General features: G+C 53.7%; 22 protein-coding genes. 9 read left to right on the forward strand and 13 right to left on the reverse strand.

Annotated elements, in window-relative coordinates; all coding sequences use genetic code 11:
• Position 1: 1 nt before the first annotated feature.
• Positions 2 to 1,210, reverse strand: a complete 1,209-nt coding sequence (gene wecB, locus HS105_03665; protein ID MBE7515696.1) for a UDP-N-acetylglucosamine 2-epimerase (non-hydrolyzing) — start codon at positions 1,208 to 1,210, stop codon at positions 2 to 4.
• Between the two features lie 251 nt (positions 1,211 to 1,461).
• Positions 1,462 to 1,758, reverse strand: a complete 297-nt coding sequence (locus HS105_03670) for a ferredoxin family protein (protein ID MBE7515697.1) — start codon at positions 1,756 to 1,758, stop codon at positions 1,462 to 1,464.
• A 149-nt stretch (positions 1,759 to 1,907) separates the two neighbouring features.
• On the opposite strand from HS105_03670, the gene glpX reads away from it, so the two are divergent.
• The 7 genes from glpX to rsmI all read left to right on the forward strand — a co-directional run bounded on the left by glpX (position 1,908) and on the right by rsmI (position 9,498).
• Positions 1,908 to 2,951, forward strand: coding sequence for a class II fructose-bisphosphatase (gene glpX / locus HS105_03675; GenBank protein ID MBE7515698.1), 1,044 nt, complete (start codon positions 1,908 to 1,910; stop codon positions 2,949 to 2,951).
• 62 nt (positions 2,952 to 3,013) lie between these two features.
• A complete protein-coding gene (ppsA, locus tag HS105_03680; protein ID MBE7515699.1) occupies positions 3,014 to 5,461 on the forward strand; it encodes a phosphoenolpyruvate synthase in 2,448 nt (815 codons plus the stop codon).
• A 7-nt stretch (positions 5,462 to 5,468) separates the two neighbouring features.
• Entirely contained in the window at positions 5,469 to 6,014 is a 546-nt protein-coding gene (locus HS105_03685; GenBank protein MBE7515700.1) for a DUF2085 domain-containing protein, read from the forward strand.
• Between the two features lie 9 nt (positions 6,015 to 6,023).
• Positions 6,024 to 6,302, forward strand: coding sequence for a hypothetical protein (locus tag HS105_03690; GenBank protein ID MBE7515701.1), 279 nt, complete (start codon positions 6,024 to 6,026; stop codon positions 6,300 to 6,302).
• 4 nt (positions 6,303 to 6,306) lie between these two features.
• The gene (locus HS105_03695) at positions 6,307 to 7,749 is read left to right on the forward strand and encodes a S8 family serine peptidase (GenBank protein ID MBE7515702.1); all 1,443 of its coding nucleotides are present in this window, start codon (positions 6,307 to 6,309) and stop codon (positions 7,747 to 7,749) included.
• A gap of 209 nt (positions 7,750 to 7,958) precedes the next feature.
• Positions 7,959 to 8,558 carry a hypothetical protein gene (locus HS105_03700; protein MBE7515703.1) on the forward strand — a complete coding sequence of 200 codons (600 nt, stop codon included), beginning with the start codon at positions 7,959 to 7,961 and terminating at the stop codon, positions 8,556 to 8,558.
• Positions 8,559 to 8,655: 97 nt separating this feature from the next.
• Positions 8,656 to 9,498, forward strand: coding sequence for a 16S rRNA (cytidine(1402)-2'-O)-methyltransferase (rsmI, locus tag HS105_03705; protein ID MBE7515704.1), 843 nt, complete (start codon positions 8,656 to 8,658; stop codon positions 9,496 to 9,498).
• Positions 9,499 to 9,553: 55 nt separating this feature from the next.
• On the opposite strand, the gene HS105_03710 is transcribed toward rsmI, so the two are convergent.
• From HS105_03710 to HS105_03760, 11 genes are all read right to left on the reverse strand, one after another.
• Positions 9,554 to 11,185: a M28 family peptidase gene (locus HS105_03710; GenBank protein ID MBE7515705.1), complete on the reverse strand. Its 1,632-nt coding sequence runs from the start codon at positions 11,183 to 11,185 to the stop codon at positions 9,554 to 9,556.
• A gap of 74 nt (positions 11,186 to 11,259) precedes the next feature.
• Complete coding sequence (gene lpxI / locus HS105_03715; protein MBE7515706.1) at positions 11,260 to 12,096, reverse strand: UDP-2,3-diacylglucosamine diphosphatase LpxI; 837 nt, start codon at positions 12,094 to 12,096, stop codon at positions 11,260 to 11,262.
• Complete coding sequence (locus HS105_03720; protein ID MBE7515707.1) at positions 12,093 to 12,605, reverse strand: GNAT family N-acetyltransferase; 513 nt, start codon at positions 12,603 to 12,605, stop codon at positions 12,093 to 12,095. Before HS105_03720 ends, lpxI begins: the two co-directional genes overlap by 4 nt.
• Complete coding sequence (locus tag HS105_03725; GenBank protein MBE7515708.1) at positions 12,602 to 13,057, reverse strand: bacterioferritin; 456 nt, start codon at positions 13,055 to 13,057, stop codon at positions 12,602 to 12,604. The genes HS105_03720 and HS105_03725 overlap by 4 nt, the downstream gene beginning before the upstream one ends.
• Positions 13,054 to 13,380, reverse strand: a complete 327-nt coding sequence (locus HS105_03730) for a type II toxin-antitoxin system RelE/ParE family toxin (GenBank protein MBE7515709.1) — start codon at positions 13,378 to 13,380, stop codon at positions 13,054 to 13,056. The genes HS105_03725 and HS105_03730 overlap by 4 nt, the downstream gene beginning before the upstream one ends.
• Positions 13,377 to 13,670: a type II toxin-antitoxin system Phd/YefM family antitoxin gene (locus HS105_03735; protein MBE7515710.1), complete on the reverse strand. Its 294-nt coding sequence runs from the start codon at positions 13,668 to 13,670 to the stop codon at positions 13,377 to 13,379. Before HS105_03735 ends, HS105_03730 begins: the two co-directional genes overlap by 4 nt.
• A gap of 48 nt (positions 13,671 to 13,718) precedes the next feature.
• Complete coding sequence (gene lipA, locus HS105_03740) at positions 13,719 to 14,636, reverse strand: lipoyl synthase (GenBank protein MBE7515711.1); 918 nt, start codon at positions 14,634 to 14,636, stop codon at positions 13,719 to 13,721.
• 79 nt (positions 14,637 to 14,715) lie between these two features.
• Positions 14,716 to 15,321 carry a superoxide dismutase gene (locus HS105_03745; protein ID MBE7515712.1) on the reverse strand — a complete coding sequence of 202 codons (606 nt, stop codon included), beginning with the start codon at positions 15,319 to 15,321 and terminating at the stop codon, positions 14,716 to 14,718.
• A gap of 22 nt (positions 15,322 to 15,343) precedes the next feature.
• The gene (locus tag HS105_03750; GenBank protein ID MBE7515713.1) at positions 15,344 to 15,694 is read right to left on the reverse strand and encodes a (2Fe-2S)-binding protein; all 351 of its coding nucleotides are present in this window, start codon (positions 15,692 to 15,694) and stop codon (positions 15,344 to 15,346) included.
• Positions 15,695 to 15,754: 60 nt separating this feature from the next.
• The gene (locus tag HS105_03755; GenBank protein ID MBE7515714.1) at positions 15,755 to 16,135 is read right to left on the reverse strand and encodes an acyl-CoA thioesterase; all 381 of its coding nucleotides are present in this window, start codon (positions 16,133 to 16,135) and stop codon (positions 15,755 to 15,757) included.
• 44 nt (positions 16,136 to 16,179) lie between these two features.
• A complete protein-coding gene (locus tag HS105_03760; GenBank protein MBE7515715.1) occupies positions 16,180 to 16,824 on the reverse strand; it encodes an alpha/beta fold hydrolase in 645 nt (214 codons plus the stop codon).
• A 307-nt stretch (positions 16,825 to 17,131) separates the two neighbouring features.
• Between HS105_03760 and HS105_03765 the strand changes: the two genes are divergently transcribed.
• Entirely contained in the window at positions 17,132 to 18,943 is a 1,812-nt protein-coding gene (locus HS105_03765; GenBank protein ID MBE7515716.1) for a hypothetical protein, read from the forward strand.
• Positions 18,930 to 19,337: a hypothetical protein gene (locus tag HS105_03770; GenBank protein MBE7515717.1), complete on the forward strand. Its 408-nt coding sequence runs from the start codon at positions 18,930 to 18,932 to the stop codon at positions 19,335 to 19,337. Before HS105_03765 ends, HS105_03770 begins: the two co-directional genes overlap by 14 nt.

Below are 19,337 nucleotides of genomic sequence, written 5' to 3' on the forward strand. Positions count from 1 at the left end.
CCTATGGGCAGGCATTGAGCGCAGCTTTATGACGCGCGTTGGCAGCACCGAATTTCTGTTCGATTACGCGAACGATGCGGGTTGCGGCCTTGCCGTCGCCAAACGGATTTGCGACCTCTTTTACCGATCGGATCCACGTGTCAACAGAATAATTCTCTTCGAGCAGCCGTCGAAGTGCTGAAGGACGATCCCCGACCAGTTTTGAGACGCCGGCACGCAGGCCTTCCGGACGTTCGGTGTTCTCACGCAGCACAAGAAGGGGTTTGCCGAGCGAAGGCGCTTCTTCCTGCACGCCGCCCGAATCCGACAAAATGAGCCACGATCGTTTCATCAGCGAAAGAAAGTCCGAATAATCCAGAGGCTCCAGCAAATACACACGCTCCTGCGAGCGGAGGATCTCTTCGGCAAGGCCTTTGACGTTCGGGTTCGGATGCACCGGGAAAAGAAGGCAAGTGTCACCGTGCTTGGCGATGAAGTCGCGAATTGTCCGCAAATTCTCGGTCATTGCAGACCCGAAGCTCTCTCTTCGATGTGTGGTGAGGAGCAGCCGTTTCTTGCCGGCGGTGTCATCAATAAGAGTTGATACTTTATCCGACGGCTTAAGGTTCTTCAGCATTGATCGAAGCGCATCGACCACAGGATTGCCGGTAACGAATATCTTTTCGCTCGGAACGCCTTCGCGTGTCAGATTACGGCGGTTCTTTTCAGTAGCAGCAAAATGCAGCGACGCCACTTGCGTAACGAGCCGCCGATTCGCTTCCTCCGGAAACGGGCTTAGCAGATCGCCGGACCGAAGCCCTGCCTCGATATGCCCAACCGGAATACGGCGGTTGAATGCTGCCAGAGCACCGGCAAGCGTCGTTGTAGTATCGCCTTGGACCAGTAAAAGATCAGGCCGCTCATCGGCAAGCACCCGATCGAGTTTTGCGATCACGCGCGAGCAAACATCATTTGGTGTCTGATCTTTACGCATCACGTCAAGGTCGAGGTCTACGTTGACCTTCAGCAGGTCCAGGAAGGGTTTGAGCAGGTGTTTATGCTGGCTGGAGGAGACGACGAGAGTCTCAAAGCCCTTATTTTTAAGCTCATCTATCACGGGCGCGAATTTGATGACCTCGGGCCGTGTGCCGAACAGGACAAGTATCTTGGCCTTTTTTGCGGTGCCAAGATCAGATTTCATACCCATTCGCTCAGGTGCGTTATCGAACATACACAAACCTCTAGGCAAATTCTGGTCGCCGGTAGTAAAAGCTGAATGTCGCCGATTTTCCCGTGTGCCCGCGCGGGTCTTACAAGCCTGCCATCATACGCGTCGCCCGGCTCTTATGAAGAACCGCGACGCCGCCATTATGATTATAAACAAATTTGGCAGCGGGATGTAAGGGTTTTTTTCTCGGCGGCGAATGCAAGAAAGCGGCCCGAAGGCCGCTTTCATTTAGCGAAATGCACAGGTGTCAGATCCTATTCAGGCTGTCCTTTACAGCCTTCGGCATAGAGTGCAGGTTGTTTCACACTGATAACCGGATAATTCTCAGCGTCTTTATTGATGTCGAGCCATTCCATATATTCTTCCGGGATCGACATGTCGGAGAAGATCGCCTCAACAGGGCACTCCGGCAGGCAAGCATCGCAATCGATGCAGTTGTCGGGGTTAATCAATAAACGGTCTGACAGTTCGTGAAAAGCTTCAACCGGACAAACGGCCGCACAATCGGTGTACTTACAGCTAACACACGGTTCGGCAACAATGTACGTCATGGATCATCGACTCCTTAGTGAATGCACTATTTGCGTCAAATTCAAACGTAATACGCTGAAGATAGCTTGTCAAATCACGCCTAATAAGTGGTAAAATGCCACGTATAACGTGATTCACCTACAAAAATACCGTTTCCTACAGGAGCACTATGAAACCCAATAAAGCAGAACGCGAACTGTCGCTTGATTTTTTACGTGTAACCGAAGCCGCGGCGATCGCCTCGGCGAGAACCATGGGCCAGGGCGACCGCAAATACTCCGATCATGTTGCTGTCGAAGCAATGCGTGAGGTCATGGATACGGTGCCGATGCGCGGACGCATCGTCATCGGCGAAGGCGAGCGCGATGAGGCACCGATGCTCTATATCGGCGAAGAGGTCGGCGGCGGCGCATTTTCGGAAGAATCGAGGGCGGAGTTTCCGGAAGTCGATATCGCGGTCGATCCGCTCGAAGGCACAAATCTTTGTGCGTTGGGTGCGAACAACGCAATTGCCGTACTCGCGGCGGCCGAACACGGCGGACTCCTTAACGCTCCTGATATTTATATGGACAAGATCGTCGTAGGGCCTTCGTGCCGCGGCGTGGTCGATATCGATGCTCCGGTGGCGGATAATCTAAAGAATATCGCTCGGCGTTTGGGCCGTGATATAGATGACCTGACCGTTATCTGCCTCGACCGTTCGCGTCACAAAGCCCTTGTCGATGCCGTGCGTGAAGCAGGCGCCCGCATCCGTCTGATCTCGGACGGCGACCTTTCGGCCGGCATATCGGCAGCGGTCGCGGGAACCAATATCCACGCGCTTATGGGCATCGGCGGCGCACCGGAAGGTGTGCTTACGGCCGCCGCGATCAAATGTTTGAATGGTGAGATACAAGCGAAGCTGGTCTTTGATCCTGATCGTCTGGGCGTTGACAAGTCAAAGGTTCCGCCGGTAAGTGAAGTAATGAATCGACTTAGGGAAATGGGCATCAATGATGCGGAAAAGATCTATGACACTAACGACCTTGCTCCCGGCAAGAAGATCATCTTTGCCGCAACGGGTGTAACCGACGGTTCTCTACTTCGCGGTGTGCGATTTTTCGGCGCAGGCAAACGTACGCACAGCGTCGTTATGACGACCGAATCGAAGAGCATACGCTTTGTCGATACCGTCCATGTCGAAGGCGGCCCCGATGCCGTTATCCGTTTCTGAAATTTTGTGTCAGATACTTAAGTAACGCCGAGGTCAACATCTTTGCATAGGACTTACTAACGATGAGCGAAACCAACCCATACGTACTCGATCTCAGCGATGTCAGTGCAAATGATGTCGCACTCGTCGGCGGAAAATGCGCAAGCCTCGGCGAACTATTTCGTGAATTGACGCAGCAGGGCGTGCGTGCGGTCGATGGCTATTCAACGACGAGCCATGCGTACGAACTTCTTCTTGAGACCGACGGGCTTCGCGATCGGCTCAAGAGCCTTTTGAAAGACCTTGATGTCAACGATCTCGATGCGCTCGCCCGCGTCGGCAGCGAGGCGCGCCGCCTGATGCTCGAAACTCCCTTTCCAGAGCAGATCGAAATGGCGATCCTCGAGGCGAATCGACGCCTCGGTGAGCGGATAGGCAAGCGCACGTTCGAGGTTGCGGTTCGTTCGTCGGCTACGGCCGAGGACCTTCCGGATGCGAGTTTTGCCGGCCAGCAGGATACACTCCTCAATGTCCGCGGCGAAGCTCAGCTCATTGCGGCCTGCCATGAGTGCTATGCATCGCTTTGGACAGATCGAGCGATCTCATATCGTACGGCGAAGGGCTTCGACCATTTCGATGTTGCTCTCTCGATCGGTGTGCAGCCGATGGTTCGATCAGATACGGCCTGTTCGGGCGTTATGTTCACGCTCGATACAGAGAGCGGCTTCCGCGACGCTGTCGTTATCAACGGCGCGTGGGGGTTAGGCGAGGCGGTCGTGCAGGGAATGGCGACGCCGGATGAATGGATCGTCTATAAGCCGACCCTAAAGCTCGGGTTCCGCCCGATCGTAACCCGGAAACTCGGCATCAAGGAGGTCAAGATGGTCTTTAACGACGACGGTATCGGCACGAAGGTGCGGGACGTCGTCGAGACGCAGAGGAACCGCTTCTGCCTGGCCGGCTTTGAGGTTCTCCAGCTTGCGACGTGGGCTTGTGCGATCGAGGATCATTACTCGAAGCTTGCGGGCCGCAGCCAGCCGATGGATATTGAGTGGGCAAAGGACGGCATCACGGGCGAACTTTTTATACTGCAAGCACGGCCTGAAACCGTTCATGCCCGCAAGGAAACCAACTTCATCGAGACGTATAAGCTGACCGGAACGCATGGGGCACCGCTGGCGACCGGCGTTGCTGTCGGCGAAAAGATCGGGCACGGCACTGCACACGTTCTGCTCGATCCGTCGAAACTGAATACTTTCAAGGAAGGCGAGATACTTGTAACTTCGATGACCGATCCCGCATGGGAACCGATCATGAAACGTGCTTCGGCGATCGTTACCGATCGCGGCGGCCGTACTTGCCACAGCGCGATCATCAGCCGTGAACTCGGCATTCCGTGTGTCGTCGGAACGACCGACGGCACTGAGAAGATAAAGAACGGTGCTCCGGTCACGGTCTCATGCGCGGAGGGCGAACGCGGAAATATCTATTACGGAAAGATCGATTTCAAGGTCGAAAAACAGAAGATCTCGCAAAAGGATCGCCCGAAAACTCAAATAATGATGAATGTCGGCGATCCGGATCGCGCGTTCGATGCCGCCCGCTTTCCGAATGACGGTGTCGGGCTTGCTCGGCTCGAATTCATCATCAACAACCACATCGGCATACATCCGATGGCGCTGGTGAACTATCCCTCGCTCAAAAAGCCGGCTGATATCGAAACGATCTCGCGCAGGATCGGCGAAGATGACCCAAAGGAATTCTTTGTCCGCAAACTTGCCGAGGGTGTAGGCCGGATCGCCGCCGCGTTCTATCCGAAGCCGGTGATAGTGCGTATGTCGGACTTCAAATCAAATGAGTACGCGATGCTCATTGGCGGTAAGGAGTTCGAGCCGGAGGAAGAGAATCCGATGATCGGCTTTCGCGGTGCGTCACGATATTACGATGATCGCTATAGGGCCGGTTTCAGGCTTGAGTGCCTTGCACTTTTACGCGCCCGTGAAGATATGGGGCTTGTGAACATCAAACCGATGATCCCATTCTGCCGAACGGTCGAAGAAGGCCAAAAGGTCATCGACCTCATGGCGGAACACGGCCTTAAACAGGGCGAGAACGACCTCGAGATCTACGCGATGTGCGAGCTGCCGGCGAATGTTGTGTTCGCTGACGAATTCCTAAAGGTCTTTGACGGTTATTCGATCGGCTCGAACGACCTGACACAGCTTGCGCTCGGCCTTGACCGCGACAGCGAGATGGTCGCGCATCTTTTTGACGAGCGGAACGGCGCCGTCGAGAAGATGGTCGCAATGGCGATCGAAGCCGCTCAGCGTAACGGCAAAAAGATCGGTATTTGCGGCCAGGCACCGTCGGATTATCCCGAATTCGCCGAATTTTTGGTCGAAAAGGGTATAAATTCGATCTCGCTCAATCCTGATACGGTACTTCAGACGACCGCGCATATTCTCGAAGCTGAAAAGCGGCTCGGCCTTGCGGAGGACGATCCGAAACAGCAGCTTCGGGCGTCGAAATAGTAGTAAAGTGCCGATACAAGCCCGACAAAATTACATACCGGTGCCCCTTGCCGAGCGATTTCGCCGTCAAGCATTCAAGGTCTGGCTCATCGGAGGTGCGGTCGTTCTCGTTTGGGTGTTACTGATCCTGCTCGCACCTCTCGCCAAGGCGAACGGCTTCACACAGATCTCGGCACCGCTTTATCATTTTTTTAGCTATTTGTGCCATCAGATTCCTGACAGATCTTTTCATATCGAGGGTGAACAATTCGGTGTTTGCTCGCGCTGTTTCGGCGTTTACTTTGGTATATTTGCCGGTTTTGCGATTTATCCGCTCTGGCGGAAGATAGACGATATCGAGCCGATTTCGCGTATTTGGCTTGCCCTGTCGGTGATTCCGATCGGAGTGGATTGGGCGCTCACTATCTTCGGCGTCTGGGCTAACACTTTTACCTCACGGTTCGTTACGGGAATGATACTCGGCGCCGCGTGTGCGACCTTTATCGTACCGGCGATCGTTGAGATCGCAAGAAATCTTACGATCAGACGAACATTTCGCGAGCAGAAGACGTAGGTAACGGTTATGAGCTTTACTAAAGAAAGTGCCGTTTATGCTGCGATCGACGATCTGGCAAAGCGCCTCGGCGTTGATGAAGGCGACGTTAAGGTTACGCAGATCTGTGATAAGGAGTTTCCCGATGCCGCGCTTGGCGCACCTGTCGAAGGCGAGATCTCAGCCTCGGTGATCTGCGAAGGCTGGGAGATCGAACTTAGCGTTGAGGATGCCGCGTACCTTTATCGAGCGGATGCCCAGCAACTGCGTGCATGCGGCGGCGCCGGCAAGAATCATATTGTAGGCTAGAGATATGGATCGGAGTAATTTTTGGGTGCATTTCGGCATCGCGGCGATTCTTGTTACGTTCGCTGCCGTTCTGGGCGGGCTTGAACGATGGCGTTCATCGCTCTCGGCCGATGTTGCTATTCCTGAGGAACACCGATCTGTCGGCCCGCTCAAGCGTCCGCCCGAGGTCCTTGTGCGTTTCAAGCCTGACGTCAGCCTCGATAGGATGCGTTCGATCGCGGCTGCCAGCAACGATCAAGTAGTAGATGAGATCGAATCGGTCGGCGGCCTTGCCGTGATAGACGATCTTGATGACGCCGATCCTCAGTTCGTAGTGCACCAATATGCATCGATGAACGATGTGGAATACGCGGAACCGAACTATCGCATACAACTGGACGACCCAATCGAAAAAAACAACGATATTTCGCCGCGTTCGGCAGCCTCGGTCTTTCGATCCGATGAGAAGGTGCCGAACGATCCGCTGTTCGCAAAGCAGTGGGCATTGAATAATCAGGGTGCCGCGGGCGGTACGGCACGAGCCGATATCGATGCTGTCGCCGCATGGCAAACGACGACCGGCAGCAGTGAAGTCGTGGTTGCCGTTCTCGACAGCGGTGTTGAACTGGATCACGAAGACCTTAAGAATAATATCTGGACGCGGCCTGATGATCTTGCGGCATACAGCGATGCCGAGCTAGGCGAGCTCGACGATCTGCGCGGCTTCAACGGCGTTGACCTGAATGACGATCCTTCCGATGATAACGGCCATGGTACGCATTGTGCGGGCATTATTGGGGCCGAAGGTAACAACGGTCTGGGCATTACGGGCGTCAACTGGAATGTAAAGATCATGCCGCTGAAATTCCTCGGAAGGAACGGCGGCGGCACTACTGAGGATGCGATCGCGGCGATAAACTACGCGATCGAACGTAAGAAGGACGGGGTCAACATTCGGGTCATCAGTGCGAGTTGGGGCTCGCAGATTTACTCGAAGGCCCTCGAAGATACGATCCGTGCGGCCGGCGATGCGGGCATCCTTTTTATTGCAGCGGCCGGCAATAACGGCACTGATAACGACACTGGTCCTCATTACCCGTCTAACTACAAACTGCCGAACGTCGTTAGTGTTGCTGCGGTGGACAACACCGACAAACTCGCTTCCTTCTCCAATTTCGGAGTCAAGAGCGTCGATGTTGCCGCACCTGGCAAGGCCGTTCTTTCGACTTGGCTCGGCAGCTCATATCGTGAATTGTCCGGCACGTCGATGGCAACGCCCTATGTTTCCGGCGTTGCCGCATTGATCGCGGCACAGGAGCCGAAGGTATCGATGGCAGACCTTCGATCAAGGCTGTTGGATTCGGCCGATAAGCTCGACAGTCTCAAAGGTAAGGTCGGAACCGGCGGACGTATCTGCGCCGCAAATGCCGTTCGGGCCGCCCATTCAAAAGCCGTGGCGGGCAACTGACCATCTCGCATATTCAGCCTACGTTTTGGAACACGGCAATTCCTTGCCGCTCGATCCGTTGTTCCTTGCGGCTGGCTCTATAAATCCTGTTGTATCAATGGGTTACGAGTTTATGTGCAGGCAGCCCTCTCTGTGGCACGCTCTTTGCTCTTTAGTATTTTCGCAATGGCCAAATCATTGCCTAGAAATTATCGGTTCGGGAGAGCACAATGAAAAACATCAAATATATCTTGTCGGTAGCAGCATTTGCATTAGCAATTATAGGATTGCCGGCCATTGCTTCGGCTCAGTATGGCGGATACGGAGGAAACGGCGGATACGGCGGTTATGGTGGCTACGGCGGTTATGGTGGTAACGGCGGCTATGGGAATAACGGCTACTATAACAACGCTTACGGCGCCATCCGTGACCTTAAGGATCGTTCGCGTGACTTTGAGCGTAATGTCAATCGCAACAAGGACAGCTACGGCTACTACAGCACAAAGGACTTTCAGCGTCTTGTAAAGGACTTCCGAAAGGCCGCTGACAAGCTCGAAGATAAGGCCGACCGCGGACGCGATCTGAACAGAAGCCGCAATGAGGCAGTGAACGTGGTGAACTACGGTTCGCTTATCAGCCGCGAGCTTCGCGGGAACCGCAATATCGGCTACATGATGAACGATTGGTATGCTATCGAGAATGACCTTCGCGTGATAGCGAACACCTATGGCATCAACTACAACAATGGCCGCAACGGCGCATGGGGCAACGGGCGCGGCAACGGGCGCGGCAACGGCAGAATAAACCTGCCGAGCTGGTGGCCCTTCTAGGTCATAAGCCGTTCTGACGACAAAACAAGGGAAGAGAAGCCCTTTCAAGCCCGCGGCATCGAAGTCGCGGGCTTTTTCTGTAATAATTGAGCCGATAATGGCTGCCGGTACCCTTTACATTGTTGCGACGCCGATCGGTAACCTGCAGGATATGACCTTTCGCGGCGTTGAAGTTCTGCGCTCTGTCGATCTGATCGCATGTGAAGATACACGGCACACGCAGAAGCTGCTCAATCATTTCCGGATCTCGAACAGAACCGTCAGTTATCACGAACACAACGAGCACGAACAGGCTGAACGGCTGCTTGATGAACTACTGAAAGGCCGCTCGGTTGCTGTTGTCTCGGATGCGGGCATGCCCGGCGTTTGCGATCCGGGCCTCCGCATCGTAGCTCGCGCTTCCGAGGCAGGCATCAAGGTAGTTCCGGTACCGGGGCCGGCAGCTTTCGTTGCGGCTGCCGCGGCGGCAGGCCTTGCGACCGATTCATTGTTCTTCGGCGGCTTTTTGCCGTCAAAGAAAGGCGAAAGGCGCAACCGGCTTGCCGAAATAGCAGCGGTCCCGGCGACGCTTGCATTATATGAGACACCGCATCGGCTCGGGCGTTCGCTTGCTGATTGTTACGAGGTGCTTGGCGACCGGCGGGCCGTCGTTGCGCGCGAACTTACGAAGCTGCACGAAGAATTCGTTCGCGGGTGTTTATCCGAGCTTGCGGAAAGGTATTCTGCAGCGGACGTTAAGGGCGAGATCGTACTCTTGATCGAACGCGGCTCGATAAACGCCGTACGGGTGCTAACAAAGGCAACAGCTATTCCCGATCGTATCCGCGAAATTGAATCTGAAGGCATCGACCATAAAGCTGCGATAAAGAAAGCCGCCAAGGAGTTCGGTATTTCGCGGTCTGAGGCGTATCGGATACTCCAATCATCCAAAGAAGGCTAAAAAAAGGTGCCGCCGAGCTATTCGGCAGCACCTTTTCGGTAGGGCGAAACAGATCCTAACGCTTTAGTTCCGCCGGAAGTTCTTTATCAACGGCCGGTCGTGTCTTAAGATCAGCGATCTTAAAGAGCGTCAGCATAATGGTGCGTGTAACCTTTTCCATCTTCTGATAATCGATCTTATCTGCTGTGTCGCTTGCCTGATGATAATCAACGTGGATGCCGTCAAACCAAAATGTGACCGGAATACCGTTCTGTGCGTAGTTGAAGTGATCTGACCGGAAGAAAAAGCGATTCGGGTCCTTCGGGTCGTCGTAACGCGTGTCGTAATTCATTTTAAGGTAACCTGCGTTAACGCCGCTTACCACGCTGCCCAGCGTCGAACTCATCATATCCTTGCCGATCACATAGATCGTATTAGCATCAGAGAGTTCTTTATCTTTCGGGTCGGTGTCGCCCTCAGGCTTGCTGCGGCCGATCATATCGATATTGAGCTGTGCGACGACCTCCTTGATATCCACCGTCGGGAACTTATTGAAGTATTCGCTGCCCCAAAGGCCTTTCTCTTCGCCGCAATGCCATACGAAAAGGATCGAACGCTTTGGTTTTACAGACGACTTTGCAAGAGCTTCGGCGATCGAGAGCACCGCTACGGTTCCCGAGCCGTCATCATCGGCTCCGTTCCAGATCTTGTCCGGCCCCGGTGCGTCAGGCCTGATCCCGTCGTGATCGTAATGCGCCCCGATCGCGACCATTTCCTTCTTGAGTACAGGGTCGCTGCCTTCCCAAAGTGCGACGACATTCTGCGTCCATTTCGTTTCGACCTTTGATTCGGCCTCGATCGCGGCTGTCTTGTCGAGTTCGAAAGCGTTCCCGGCCTCAAGCTTGTCTTTGCCGACGATCGCTTCACCCGCCTGATGCGATAGCAGAAGGGCCGGGATATCAGGGTTAGCCGCGGCTTTTTCCAGTTTCTCGGGTGAGACGCGCGGCCTGCCGAAGAAGCCCTTGATCTGCGGCCAGAAAGCGGCCAATTGCGGCCCCGCGATATTTATGACAGCCTTTGCACCCTTTGACTTGGCATAGGTAACAGGATCGGCCCAATCCACACCTTTCGTCCCGGTGAGGTCAGCCTGTGTAACACCCGGAGGAAGTGCCATGCCGCCCGCTCCGCGCGGCGGTGCTTTTGACATAAGGATGACGATCTTACCCGTCAGGTCCATATTCTTGTATGGTTCCATCCCTTTGGACTTAACCAGCCAGCCTTCGCCGCCGAATACGAGCGGCCCCGAAACCGAACCGTTACCCGAAAGTTTAAAGTAATCGGTATTGAACTTATAGGTTGTATCGCCGACCTTTAAGCTGTTGCGGTCCGGATCGGCCTGCTCATATCGAAGAGCGATCTTCTGGTAATATGTGCCGTTATCGCCCGCCGGCTTAAAGCCCCAACGCGACAAATTCATACCGATGAATTTAGCGGTCGTATCCAGGCCTCGCGAAGGCGTGTCGCGGCCTTCCATTTCGTCTGATGCGACGAAATAGAGATAATCGCTAAGCTGCTTTGCCGTGATAGCGGATACTGCCTGACGTTCGGCAGGCGTGATCTTGATCGGCTTGGCCGGAGCCTGTGCAAAAGCTACCTGAGCCGCGAAAAGAGCAGCGGTAAGAAGGGAAAGTATTCGTTTATTCATCATTTCTCCAAAATAAGACGTTTACAGCACAGAGTTCGGTCAACTCTGCACATTCAAAGCACTTGCTTGTTCCATTGTTACGAGAAAACGGGTGAAATTGTTTCCGATCGCCGCATCGGTGAGCCTATGACCGCGATCTTGTGTTTGTTAGCGAGTGCAAGCATCTCTTCGCGGCCGAAGATAAGTGTCTTGCCGGCAGTTACGGAAAGGCAAGTTGCTCCCGCCTCGATCATCACTTGGATGGTCGGGGTGCCGACAACAGGCACATCAAAGCGCATATCCTGAGCGGGCTTTGCGACCTTGACGACCGTCAGCTTGCCCTTTGCGAGATGGCCTGCCCGCTCTATCGTAAGGTCCGTTCCTTCCATTGCTTCGAGAGCGACGCACGCCTTCGCCCGGATCACAACCGTTTGGCCCAGATCCAGTGCGCCCAGAGCCGAAGCGATATGAAGGCCATACTCGATATTCTCGGTCTCATCGGCATTCGGTTCCCGCTTTGTCATAGGCCCAAGCGGAGCAAGATGATCTTGTATGAAAAAGGTCGAGTCGATCAATTCAATACCTTCTTTTGCCATTTCATCGGCAACACCGCCGATCAGAGCATCGGTATTTCGCCGCGGCAGGTTCCAGAGCATCTTTACCATTCGCAGGTCAGGAAGCGATCCGGAAAATATCTGTACGTGTTTGACCTGTCCGGCCATTATAGCCTTGGTAACGCCGTGCTTTTTGAAGTGAGAGATCATCTTGCCGAGCTGGCCGACCCCGACCCAACGGACATCATCAGCAACGCTTTCGATCCGTGAATCGGCTTCTTCATTGATAGCAACAACGACCAAACGAGCACCGGCACGCCGAGCCCCTTCGGCAACAAGAAGTGGAAATTGGCCGTTGCCGGCGATCAGGCCGTAGATCATAAAGTAAGACGAAACAATGCCACCTGTGAGCCATCGGGCATAAGCATCGGATCGACATCGCGCTCGAAACCAAGTTTGCGAAGAAGCTTCTGCGAGGCCTCGTTATCAGGCGTTGTGATCGCGAGAATGTCGGTAAGCTTCAACACCGTTCTCCCGTGTTCTAGCACAGCTGCGGCCGCTTCGTACGCATAGCCCTTGCCTTCCGCCTCGGGCAGGAAAGCAAAACCGAGGTCCGGCAGGTCGAGAACATCACGTTTTACAAAGCCGCACACCCCTATGCACTCGGCGTTCGTTTCAACACACCAAAGGCCAAAGCCGTTATCGCGATAGCTCCGCTGATAGTGTTCACTGATAAAACGCGAAGCGGCATCAGGCGTATCCATCTTACGGTCGCCGATATACTTTATGAATTTTGGCGTATTGAACAGCTCGAAGATAAAAGCGGCGTCGCGTTCCGCTTCTGCCTCACGGATCACGAGCCGCTCTGTATTGACAATGACTCCGCTCATTCGCTGAAAGGCTGTATCTCGCCGGGTTTGCGGAGCATCTTGTTGACCTCGTCGAGATGCGTCTCTTCGAGCAGGATCATCTCTCGTGCGTACTCTTCGAGAGCGACCGAATGTCCTTCGACTTTCGAGAGCAGTTCGTAATAGGCTTTCAATGTAGTGCTCTCGTGTTCGAGGCTTTCGCGCAAAATGTCTCCGATGTCGTGCTTCTCTGTCTCGAGAAGCGGCCCGATCTTCAGACTCGGATGGCCGCCCAGCATCGTTACGAACTCACCTGCCTTATAGGCGTGAGCAAGCGATTCATCGCCGTTGCTCTTTAGCCACGACACGATCGGGATGCGGTTATACCCATACACCATCAGGCTGTAGTGCGTGTATCGCACAACACCCGCCAACTCCAATTCCATGATCCTGTTCAGGACCTCGATAACGCCTTGTTTTTCAGTTTCGTTCATTTTTCCTCTTCGTCAAATGGTCTTTGAGTTGGATCCACAAATGCACCTCGGATATGCAATATACTTATAGTTCGTTTCTCTATGGAGAAAAGTATTCGGTAACGTCCGACGAACATATTTCTTACCTCCGCCGTATAAACTTCATCCTCCGGAGCCAATGGCCACGCAAGAGGTGTTGACGAAAGCGATCGGCGTACGGACTGCCTAAGGCTTTGATACCAAAGTTTCGCCGCATGTTCACCCCAGTACTTTTTGCCCCACTCAAACGAACCGGCGATCTCGGCTATAGCATTGGTGGTGAAGATCACACGATAGCGTTTCATTCATTGTCCGCGATACCGTACTTTGCTTCAAATTCTCTGAAAAATTCCTCGGCTTCCTGCACTCGCCCGGCCTCGACATCCTCAAGACCTCGTCGAATCCCCTCGATCGCTTCCAGGCGGTCGCGTTCCCTGGCGAATTTTTCATAACTGACCGCGTCGTGCACAACCAGCGCCGGTTTGCCGTTGACAGTGAGAACCATCGGACGCTGCGTTTTCTTCATCCTACGCATAAACTTCGCCGTGTCACGCTTAAACACGCTCAGGCTTTGAATATCTTCGGTTAAATTCATAGCAGTCCTATGGTAACACAGTTGTCAAATGTGGTGTGAATTTAGCAACTATGCAGATTCGGTCTGTTGCCGAGCGTGATACGAACTCCGCGTGAGCGGCGATGATTCGACGTGTTTGAAGCCCATTGCCTCGCCGATGCGTTTCCACTCGGCGAATTCTTCGGGCGTAACATAGCGTTCGACCGGCAGGCGTTTCTCATACGGCTGCAGGTACTGTCCGATCGTCATAATGTCGCACGAAACCCGCCGCAGGTCGCGCATCAGATCGACGACCTCTTCGAAGCCTTCGCCAAGGCCGGCCATAATGCCGCTCTTGGTGAGCATCTGCGGGAATCGAGTATCGCGGTAGTGCGCTGCTCGTTCGAGTAGTTCGAGCGTCTGCGGATATTTTGCGTCCGGTCGAACGCGCCTATAAAGACGAGCGATCGTTTCTGTGTTGTGGTTCAGAACTTCGGGCCGTGCTTCGAGCACGTTGTTGAGAGCTTGCTCGTCTCCGTTAAAATCCGGTATCAGAACCTCGATCTTGCATTCCGGATTTAGCTCACGCACTCTCAAGATCGTCTCTGCCCAGTGCATCGAACCGCCGTCGGCGAGATCGTCTCGATTTACCGATGTGATGACAGCGTGCTTAAGCTTGAGGTGCTTGACCGCCTCGGCGACGTGTGTCGGCTCCATCGGGTCGAGCGGCATCGGCTTACCTTTGTTCACGGCACAAAAGCCGCAATGCCGCGTGCAAGTATCGCCGCCGAGCATAAAGGTCGCGGTCTTGTCCGTCCAACACTCGAAAATATTCGGGCATTTCGCCTCTTGGCAGACAGTGTGCAGATTCAGCCCCGAGATAAGGTCCATTACCTCATTCTGGTTGCGCGGATCGCCGAGCTTGATCTTCAGCCAATCGGGTTTGCGAAGCTTCTCACGTTGCTTCCGATTTAGGAATTTCTGAACTAAAACCTTGTCCTCTATCATAAAAAGCCTCAAGGCCACAGACTAACACACATCCGCACGGAAGCGCGTTCACCTGTGGCCTTTCATCTTGTGCCGTCTATCAGCCGATCCGCGAATTGACGACGTCCCAATTGATATTCGCAAAGAAAGCCTCGATATACTTCGGGCGGTCCGCCGGTGCATAATCTTTGATCCAAGCGTGCTCCCAAACGTCCATCACGAGGATCGGTTTGAATCCTGCAACGTTGCCTGTCTCATGGAGGTCGATCCAGTGATTCGATATTGCACCGCTTGCCGGATCCTGATAAACGGTTGCCCATCCGACGCCGCGCATCTTGCCGGTCGCGTTGAAGTCGGCCTTCCAAACATCGTAGCTGCCGAAGCTTTTCTCGGCCGCCGCATAGAATGCGGAATCCTTTGCAGCATCGCCCGTGCCGTGCTTCTGCATATTGCCGAAGTAATATTCGTGGAGCACCATGCCGTTGTACTCAAAGCCGAAACGGCGTTTCAGCTCGCTGAACGCTGCAACCTGTGTCGCATCGAGCTGTCCGCCGCCGATGAGGTCGGCAATACGCTGGTTATAAGTGTTGGTGTTGGCAACGTAGCCTTCGTACAATTTGAAGTGCATCGCCAGCGTTTCATTCGAAATGCCGGTAAGATCGCTCAGATCAAATGTCTTCGCGGTATATGTAGTAGTTGTTCCCATTATTATTCCTCCTGATTTGATACTAGTCTTCAGGCCGTTTTCCCGGGTCGATGCCTGCGATGCTCGCCTGATTCACAACGCGAATATGAAGGTCTTCATTCAGCCGCAACTGGCATGACAGCCGTATTCGCTCACTAATGTCCGGCTTTGTGGCGAGAATAGCCTTTTCAACATCGGTTCGTTCGCCGATATTTTCGGAAAGGATCTCTACCCGACACGTCGTGCATCGGGCGTTACCGCCGCATCGATGCAGAATATCGATGCCTTCGTCTTCGATAGCAAGGACGAGTTTCTTGCCCGCCGGCGCCTCAAAGGCTATTGTTCCATTTGCCGTTTCCGCGGTAATTCGCGGCCCTGATGTTCCGATTTCCATCTATTTCGAATTTCGCACAACGGTGCGGCGCAGTCAAAGCCTCGCGATACGGGAGCATCCCTAATTTCCGATCACGACCTTCTCGCGATGTTCATTTATTGCGACAAATACGAGATCAGCGGAGGTTACCCGAACCTTTTGCCCTTTGTTGCCGAATCGCTCGGCCTCGACCTCAACGTGGATCGTGATCGATGTGCGGCCGACTTTCGTCGTATTTGCGTAGAAGCTGACAAGGTCGCCTATAAAAACAGGCTCATGAAACACGATCTCGTTCATTGCGACCGTTACGAATCGCTCATGTTTCGTGTGCCTGACGGCCTCAACGCCGCCTGCGATATCAATGTAACTGAGAATAACGCCGCCGAAGACGGTGCCGAATGCGTTTGTGTCGCGAGGCATCATCGTCAGCCTGATAGCTGCATCTCGTATCGGTTCTTCCATTTATCTAATCCTCAAATATCCGAAATTCTAAAAAGTGCCGTCGGCTAAGGTATCGTATTCGCGATGCTGCTCTCGACCCACTTGGCGATGGTCCCGCGCAGTTCATTCAGCCGGTCATCAAAAAAATGCCCGCAGTTGTCGAAGATCACGACCTCAGCCTGCGGAATGCGGTCGGTCAACGAACGCAACCCGGCGACGGAACAGAATTCGTCACGGTCGCCATGCAAAAAGAGTATCGGCTTTGCAACATCGGCAAGAAAGTCGTAATCGCGGTATTTTTCGACCGGAGTTCCGATCGAGATCAGGCGTTTGACGCGCGGATCCGCCATCCCGGCCTGCATACCGACACGTGAGCCGAATGAAAAGCCGGCAAGCGTCAGATCTTCATCGGGATACTTGTCCGTGAGCCAATTAAGCGCATCGCAAACATCCTCAACGCCGCCTTCGATCTCGTTGTGAACACCTGTGGATGCACCGACGCCTCGAAAATTGAACCGCAGTGCGGTAAGGCCTGCGTCAACAAGGCCTGCCGCAGCACGGAACACGACCTTGTTGTGCATCGTGCCGCCGCCGAGAGGATGCGGATGGCATACAAGGCCAACGCCGCGACGCGTACCGCTCGGCTGTTTCAATATAGCTTCGAGAACTCCGTGTGATGCCGGTATAAAAAGATCGCCCTTCGGGTACATATCAAAACTACAATCTTACCAAATCGCCGCGTTTCGAACATAACTGCTGCCGGCAAGACATACGATGCCGAATATGAGGAACGCTGCTTAACGGCCGATACGCGAAGTTGATCTCGTAGTACGATGAGGCGCCGTTGAGGGCGTACTCGATTCGTATTGGCGCTGTCTTTTCGATCTTGTCGGGCTTTAGGTAAACTACTCAAGGTTCAAAAGATATTTGATCGCGGATTTGTCTGCGGAGCGACAACAAGTTTCAAAATACGTCGGTTCGTGGTAACTTTCTTCTTTTGTTGTTTACGCATTTTGAATGGAAGGAACTAACCGCGAGAGCACGACAGTAGAACCGAAAAAGCGGTCCTGGCGTGAGGTTCTTGAAACAGAAGAGGCCGTTCGGGTCATCTACTTGATATTTGGCTTTTGTGCCATTTTGATGGTGATGATCTTTTTGCAGATGCGTACCGATGCGATCTGCTGCGGCGATTGGGACGGCTATTACCACATAAAATGGTCGTCGATGCTCTGGGAGAATTTTAGGCAGGGCAAATGGCTGCCGACCTTTGAGTGGCTGCCGCTAACTGTTCTGAATCCAAGGGATTACGCGGATCACCATTTCCTTTTCCATCTCCTGCAGATACCTTTTCTCTGGCTCTTTGAGCCAGTGATGGCGGCAAAGGTCTCGACCATCTTTTACGGCACTTTTGCGATCTTTTCGGTCTATTGGCTGATATTCCGCTACGGCGTCAAACATCAGCTGATATGGCTCGGTGCGTTGCTGACGTGTGCGAACGCCTTCTATTACCGAATGAATATGGCGAAGGCGCCGCCTCTGACCATCATCATTACAGTACTCGGCATACATCTGCTGTTCCGGCGTAAATATGTATGGCTGCTGCCTCTGATGTTCGCCTTCGTATGGACATACAGTTTATTCCCGCTGCTGTTTTTCGCCGCGATCATTTGGACGGCGATAATCGCGTGGAATGAGCACCGCTTTGAGTGGCGGCCGCTTGCTTATACGGGAGCCGGCCTTGTTTTAGGAAATGTCATCAATCCGTATTTCCCGAACAATCTTTTTCTCTTTGTCGAGCATTTTGCCGAAAAGTTCAAGGTAGGTTCAGACTTTGTCGTAGCCGTCGGCGGCGAATGGTACTCCTACACAGGACAAGAGCTTTTGACGGAATTTCCGGTTGCATTCGCCGCGATGCTGCTCGGATATATCCTTTTTATGCCCAGAGGAGGCAAGCTTCCGGAACGAGCGACATTCTTTCTCGCGTTCGCGTCGATACTCGTTGCCGCACAGTTCCGCTCAAAGCGATTCGCCGAATACTTTCCGCCGTTCGCCATTCTGTTCGGAGCGTTCAGTTGGCAGGCATTCACTGCACCAAAGGTCGCTGAATTGCCCGATGAATTCCAACGCGAGATCGACCCTTATCTGGACAAAGGCAAACCCGCACCATCCGCAAGCCTTTGGGCTTATACAAAAAATGCATTCGTGTGGGTGTTAGGCATCGCGCTGTCGATAATGTTCCTCTTCAGCCTTGTCGGCTTTCATAAATTCGGTATTGAGATCACGGGCGTCAGCGAGAGCATAAGGGCCAATGAGCCTGCATCGAAATACGAAAAAGCGATGCAGTGGGCTACCGGAACCGATGAGAACGGCGTCGAGAACATCCCTGCGGGCGAGATGATCTTTAACTGCACTTGGGATGATTTTCCGAAACTGTTCTTTTACGACACGAAACACACATACGTTTACGGCCTTGACCCGAACTACCTCTACTCGGAGAATCCCGATCTTTACAAACTGCTCAAAGACCTGACAGAAGGAAAGGTTGACGATCCGGCACCATTGATCCGAGAGCGGTTCGGTGCGCGCTTTGTCTTTGCTGATGCCAAAGAGAATACAGAGATGTTCGCAAAAGCTCTTGACTCCGGTTGGGCCGAGATCGTCTATGAGGATCAGGATGCGAGGCTGATGAAGATCCGTGATCAGAAAGGTGCGCCGTCCGATCCCTCGGCTGATGAGGCCCCGGAGACGCCGGAAGAAAAGCAGATACTCGATCAGCAGGAACGTAATGATAAGAACGCGAACCTCGACCTCGAAGATGACGAAAATTAGCCTGCCGCTCTTCGCATTGATACTTTTCGTTACAGCGTGTTCGCCCAATGAGGGCGTTCTTCGTTCCGGGACTGCGACACCGCCGCAGGCCGAGCAGGCGACGCAGCGAAACACCGCCGAAGCCGTGGTTGAAGATATGCGCACCGCCGCGTTCTCATTTATTTATGTCATAAGGCGGGCAGACGGCGGCGCACTGAGCAAGAATGATATCGCATCCATACGGACATTGACCGCGGCCGCGAATCGGCGCGAACTTACTGCGGACGGCACGGCGGTCGTCGTAGGAACCAACGCTCCCGTTGTGTTTGACGCCTTGACCGAAGGGAAGCAACGCCTGACGGTCGAAGATATGTCTCCGCAGCCGCCACCTGCCGAGAAAGTAATGCCGAACTAA

This window comes from Chloracidobacterium sp. (assembly GCA_015075585.1).
In the GTDB taxonomy this organism is placed as follows: Bacteria; Acidobacteriota; Blastocatellia; order Pyrinomonadales; family Pyrinomonadaceae; genus OLB17.

Bases quoted from the DNA above. Each gene is read 5' to 3' on its own strand.
- HS105_03720 (MBE7515707.1), bottom strand. From the start codon at position 12,605: ATGAGCGGAGTCATTGTCAATACAGAGCGGCTCGTGATCCGTGAGGCA.
- HS105_03730 (MBE7515709.1), bottom strand. From the start codon at position 13,380: ATGAAACGCTATCGTGTGATCTTCACCACCAATGCTATAGCCGAGATC.
- HS105_03695 (MBE7515702.1), top strand. From the start codon at position 6,307: ATGGATCGGAGTAATTTTTGGGTGCATTTCGGCATCGCGGCGATTCTT.
- HS105_03710 (MBE7515705.1), bottom strand. From the start codon at position 11,185: ATGATGAATAAACGAATACTTTCCCTTCTTACCGCTGCTCTTTTCGCG.
- lipA (MBE7515711.1), bottom strand. From the start codon at position 14,636: ATGATAGAGGACAAGGTTTTAGTTCAGAAATTCCTAAATCGGAAGCAA.
- rsmI (MBE7515704.1), top strand. From the start codon at position 8,656: ATGGCTGCCGGTACCCTTTACATTGTTGCGACGCCGATCGGTAACCTG.
- HS105_03725 (MBE7515708.1), bottom strand. From the start codon at position 13,057: ATGAACGAAACTGAAAAACAAGGCGTTATCGAGGTCCTGAACAGGATC.
- HS105_03770 (MBE7515717.1), top strand. From the start codon at position 18,930: ATGACGAAAATTAGCCTGCCGCTCTTCGCATTGATACTTTTCGTTACA.
- HS105_03750 (MBE7515713.1), bottom strand. From the start codon at position 15,694: ATGGAAATCGGAACATCAGGGCCGCGAATTACCGCGGAAACGGCAAAT.
- wecB (MBE7515696.1), bottom strand. From the start codon at position 1,210: ATGTTCGATAACGCACCTGAGCGAATGGGTATGAAATCTGATCTTGGC.
- HS105_03755 (MBE7515714.1), bottom strand. From the start codon at position 16,135: ATGGAAGAACCGATACGAGATGCAGCTATCAGGCTGACGATGATGCCT.
- HS105_03765 (MBE7515716.1), top strand. From the start codon at position 17,132: ATGGAAGGAACTAACCGCGAGAGCACGACAGTAGAACCGAAAAAGCGG.
- HS105_03760 (MBE7515715.1), bottom strand. From the start codon at position 16,824: ATGTACCCGAAGGGCGATCTTTTTATACCGGCATCACACGGAGTTCTC.
- glpX (MBE7515698.1), top strand. From the start codon at position 1,908: ATGAAACCCAATAAAGCAGAACGCGAACTGTCGCTTGATTTTTTACGT.
- lpxI (MBE7515706.1), bottom strand. From the start codon at position 12,096: ATGATCTACGGCCTGATCGCCGGCAACGGCCAATTTCCACTTCTTGTT.
- HS105_03745 (MBE7515712.1), bottom strand. From the start codon at position 15,321: ATGGGAACAACTACTACATATACCGCGAAGACATTTGATCTGAGCGAT.
- HS105_03690 (MBE7515701.1), top strand. From the start codon at position 6,024: ATGAGCTTTACTAAAGAAAGTGCCGTTTATGCTGCGATCGACGATCTG.
- HS105_03700 (MBE7515703.1), top strand. From the start codon at position 7,959: ATGAAAAACATCAAATATATCTTGTCGGTAGCAGCATTTGCATTAGCA.
- HS105_03735 (MBE7515710.1), bottom strand. From the start codon at position 13,670: ATGAATTTAACCGAAGATATTCAAAGCCTGAGCGTGTTTAAGCGTGAC.
- ppsA (MBE7515699.1), top strand. From the start codon at position 3,014: ATGAGCGAAACCAACCCATACGTACTCGATCTCAGCGATGTCAGTGCA.
- HS105_03670 (MBE7515697.1), bottom strand. From the start codon at position 1,758: ATGACGTACATTGTTGCCGAACCGTGTGTTAGCTGTAAGTACACCGAT.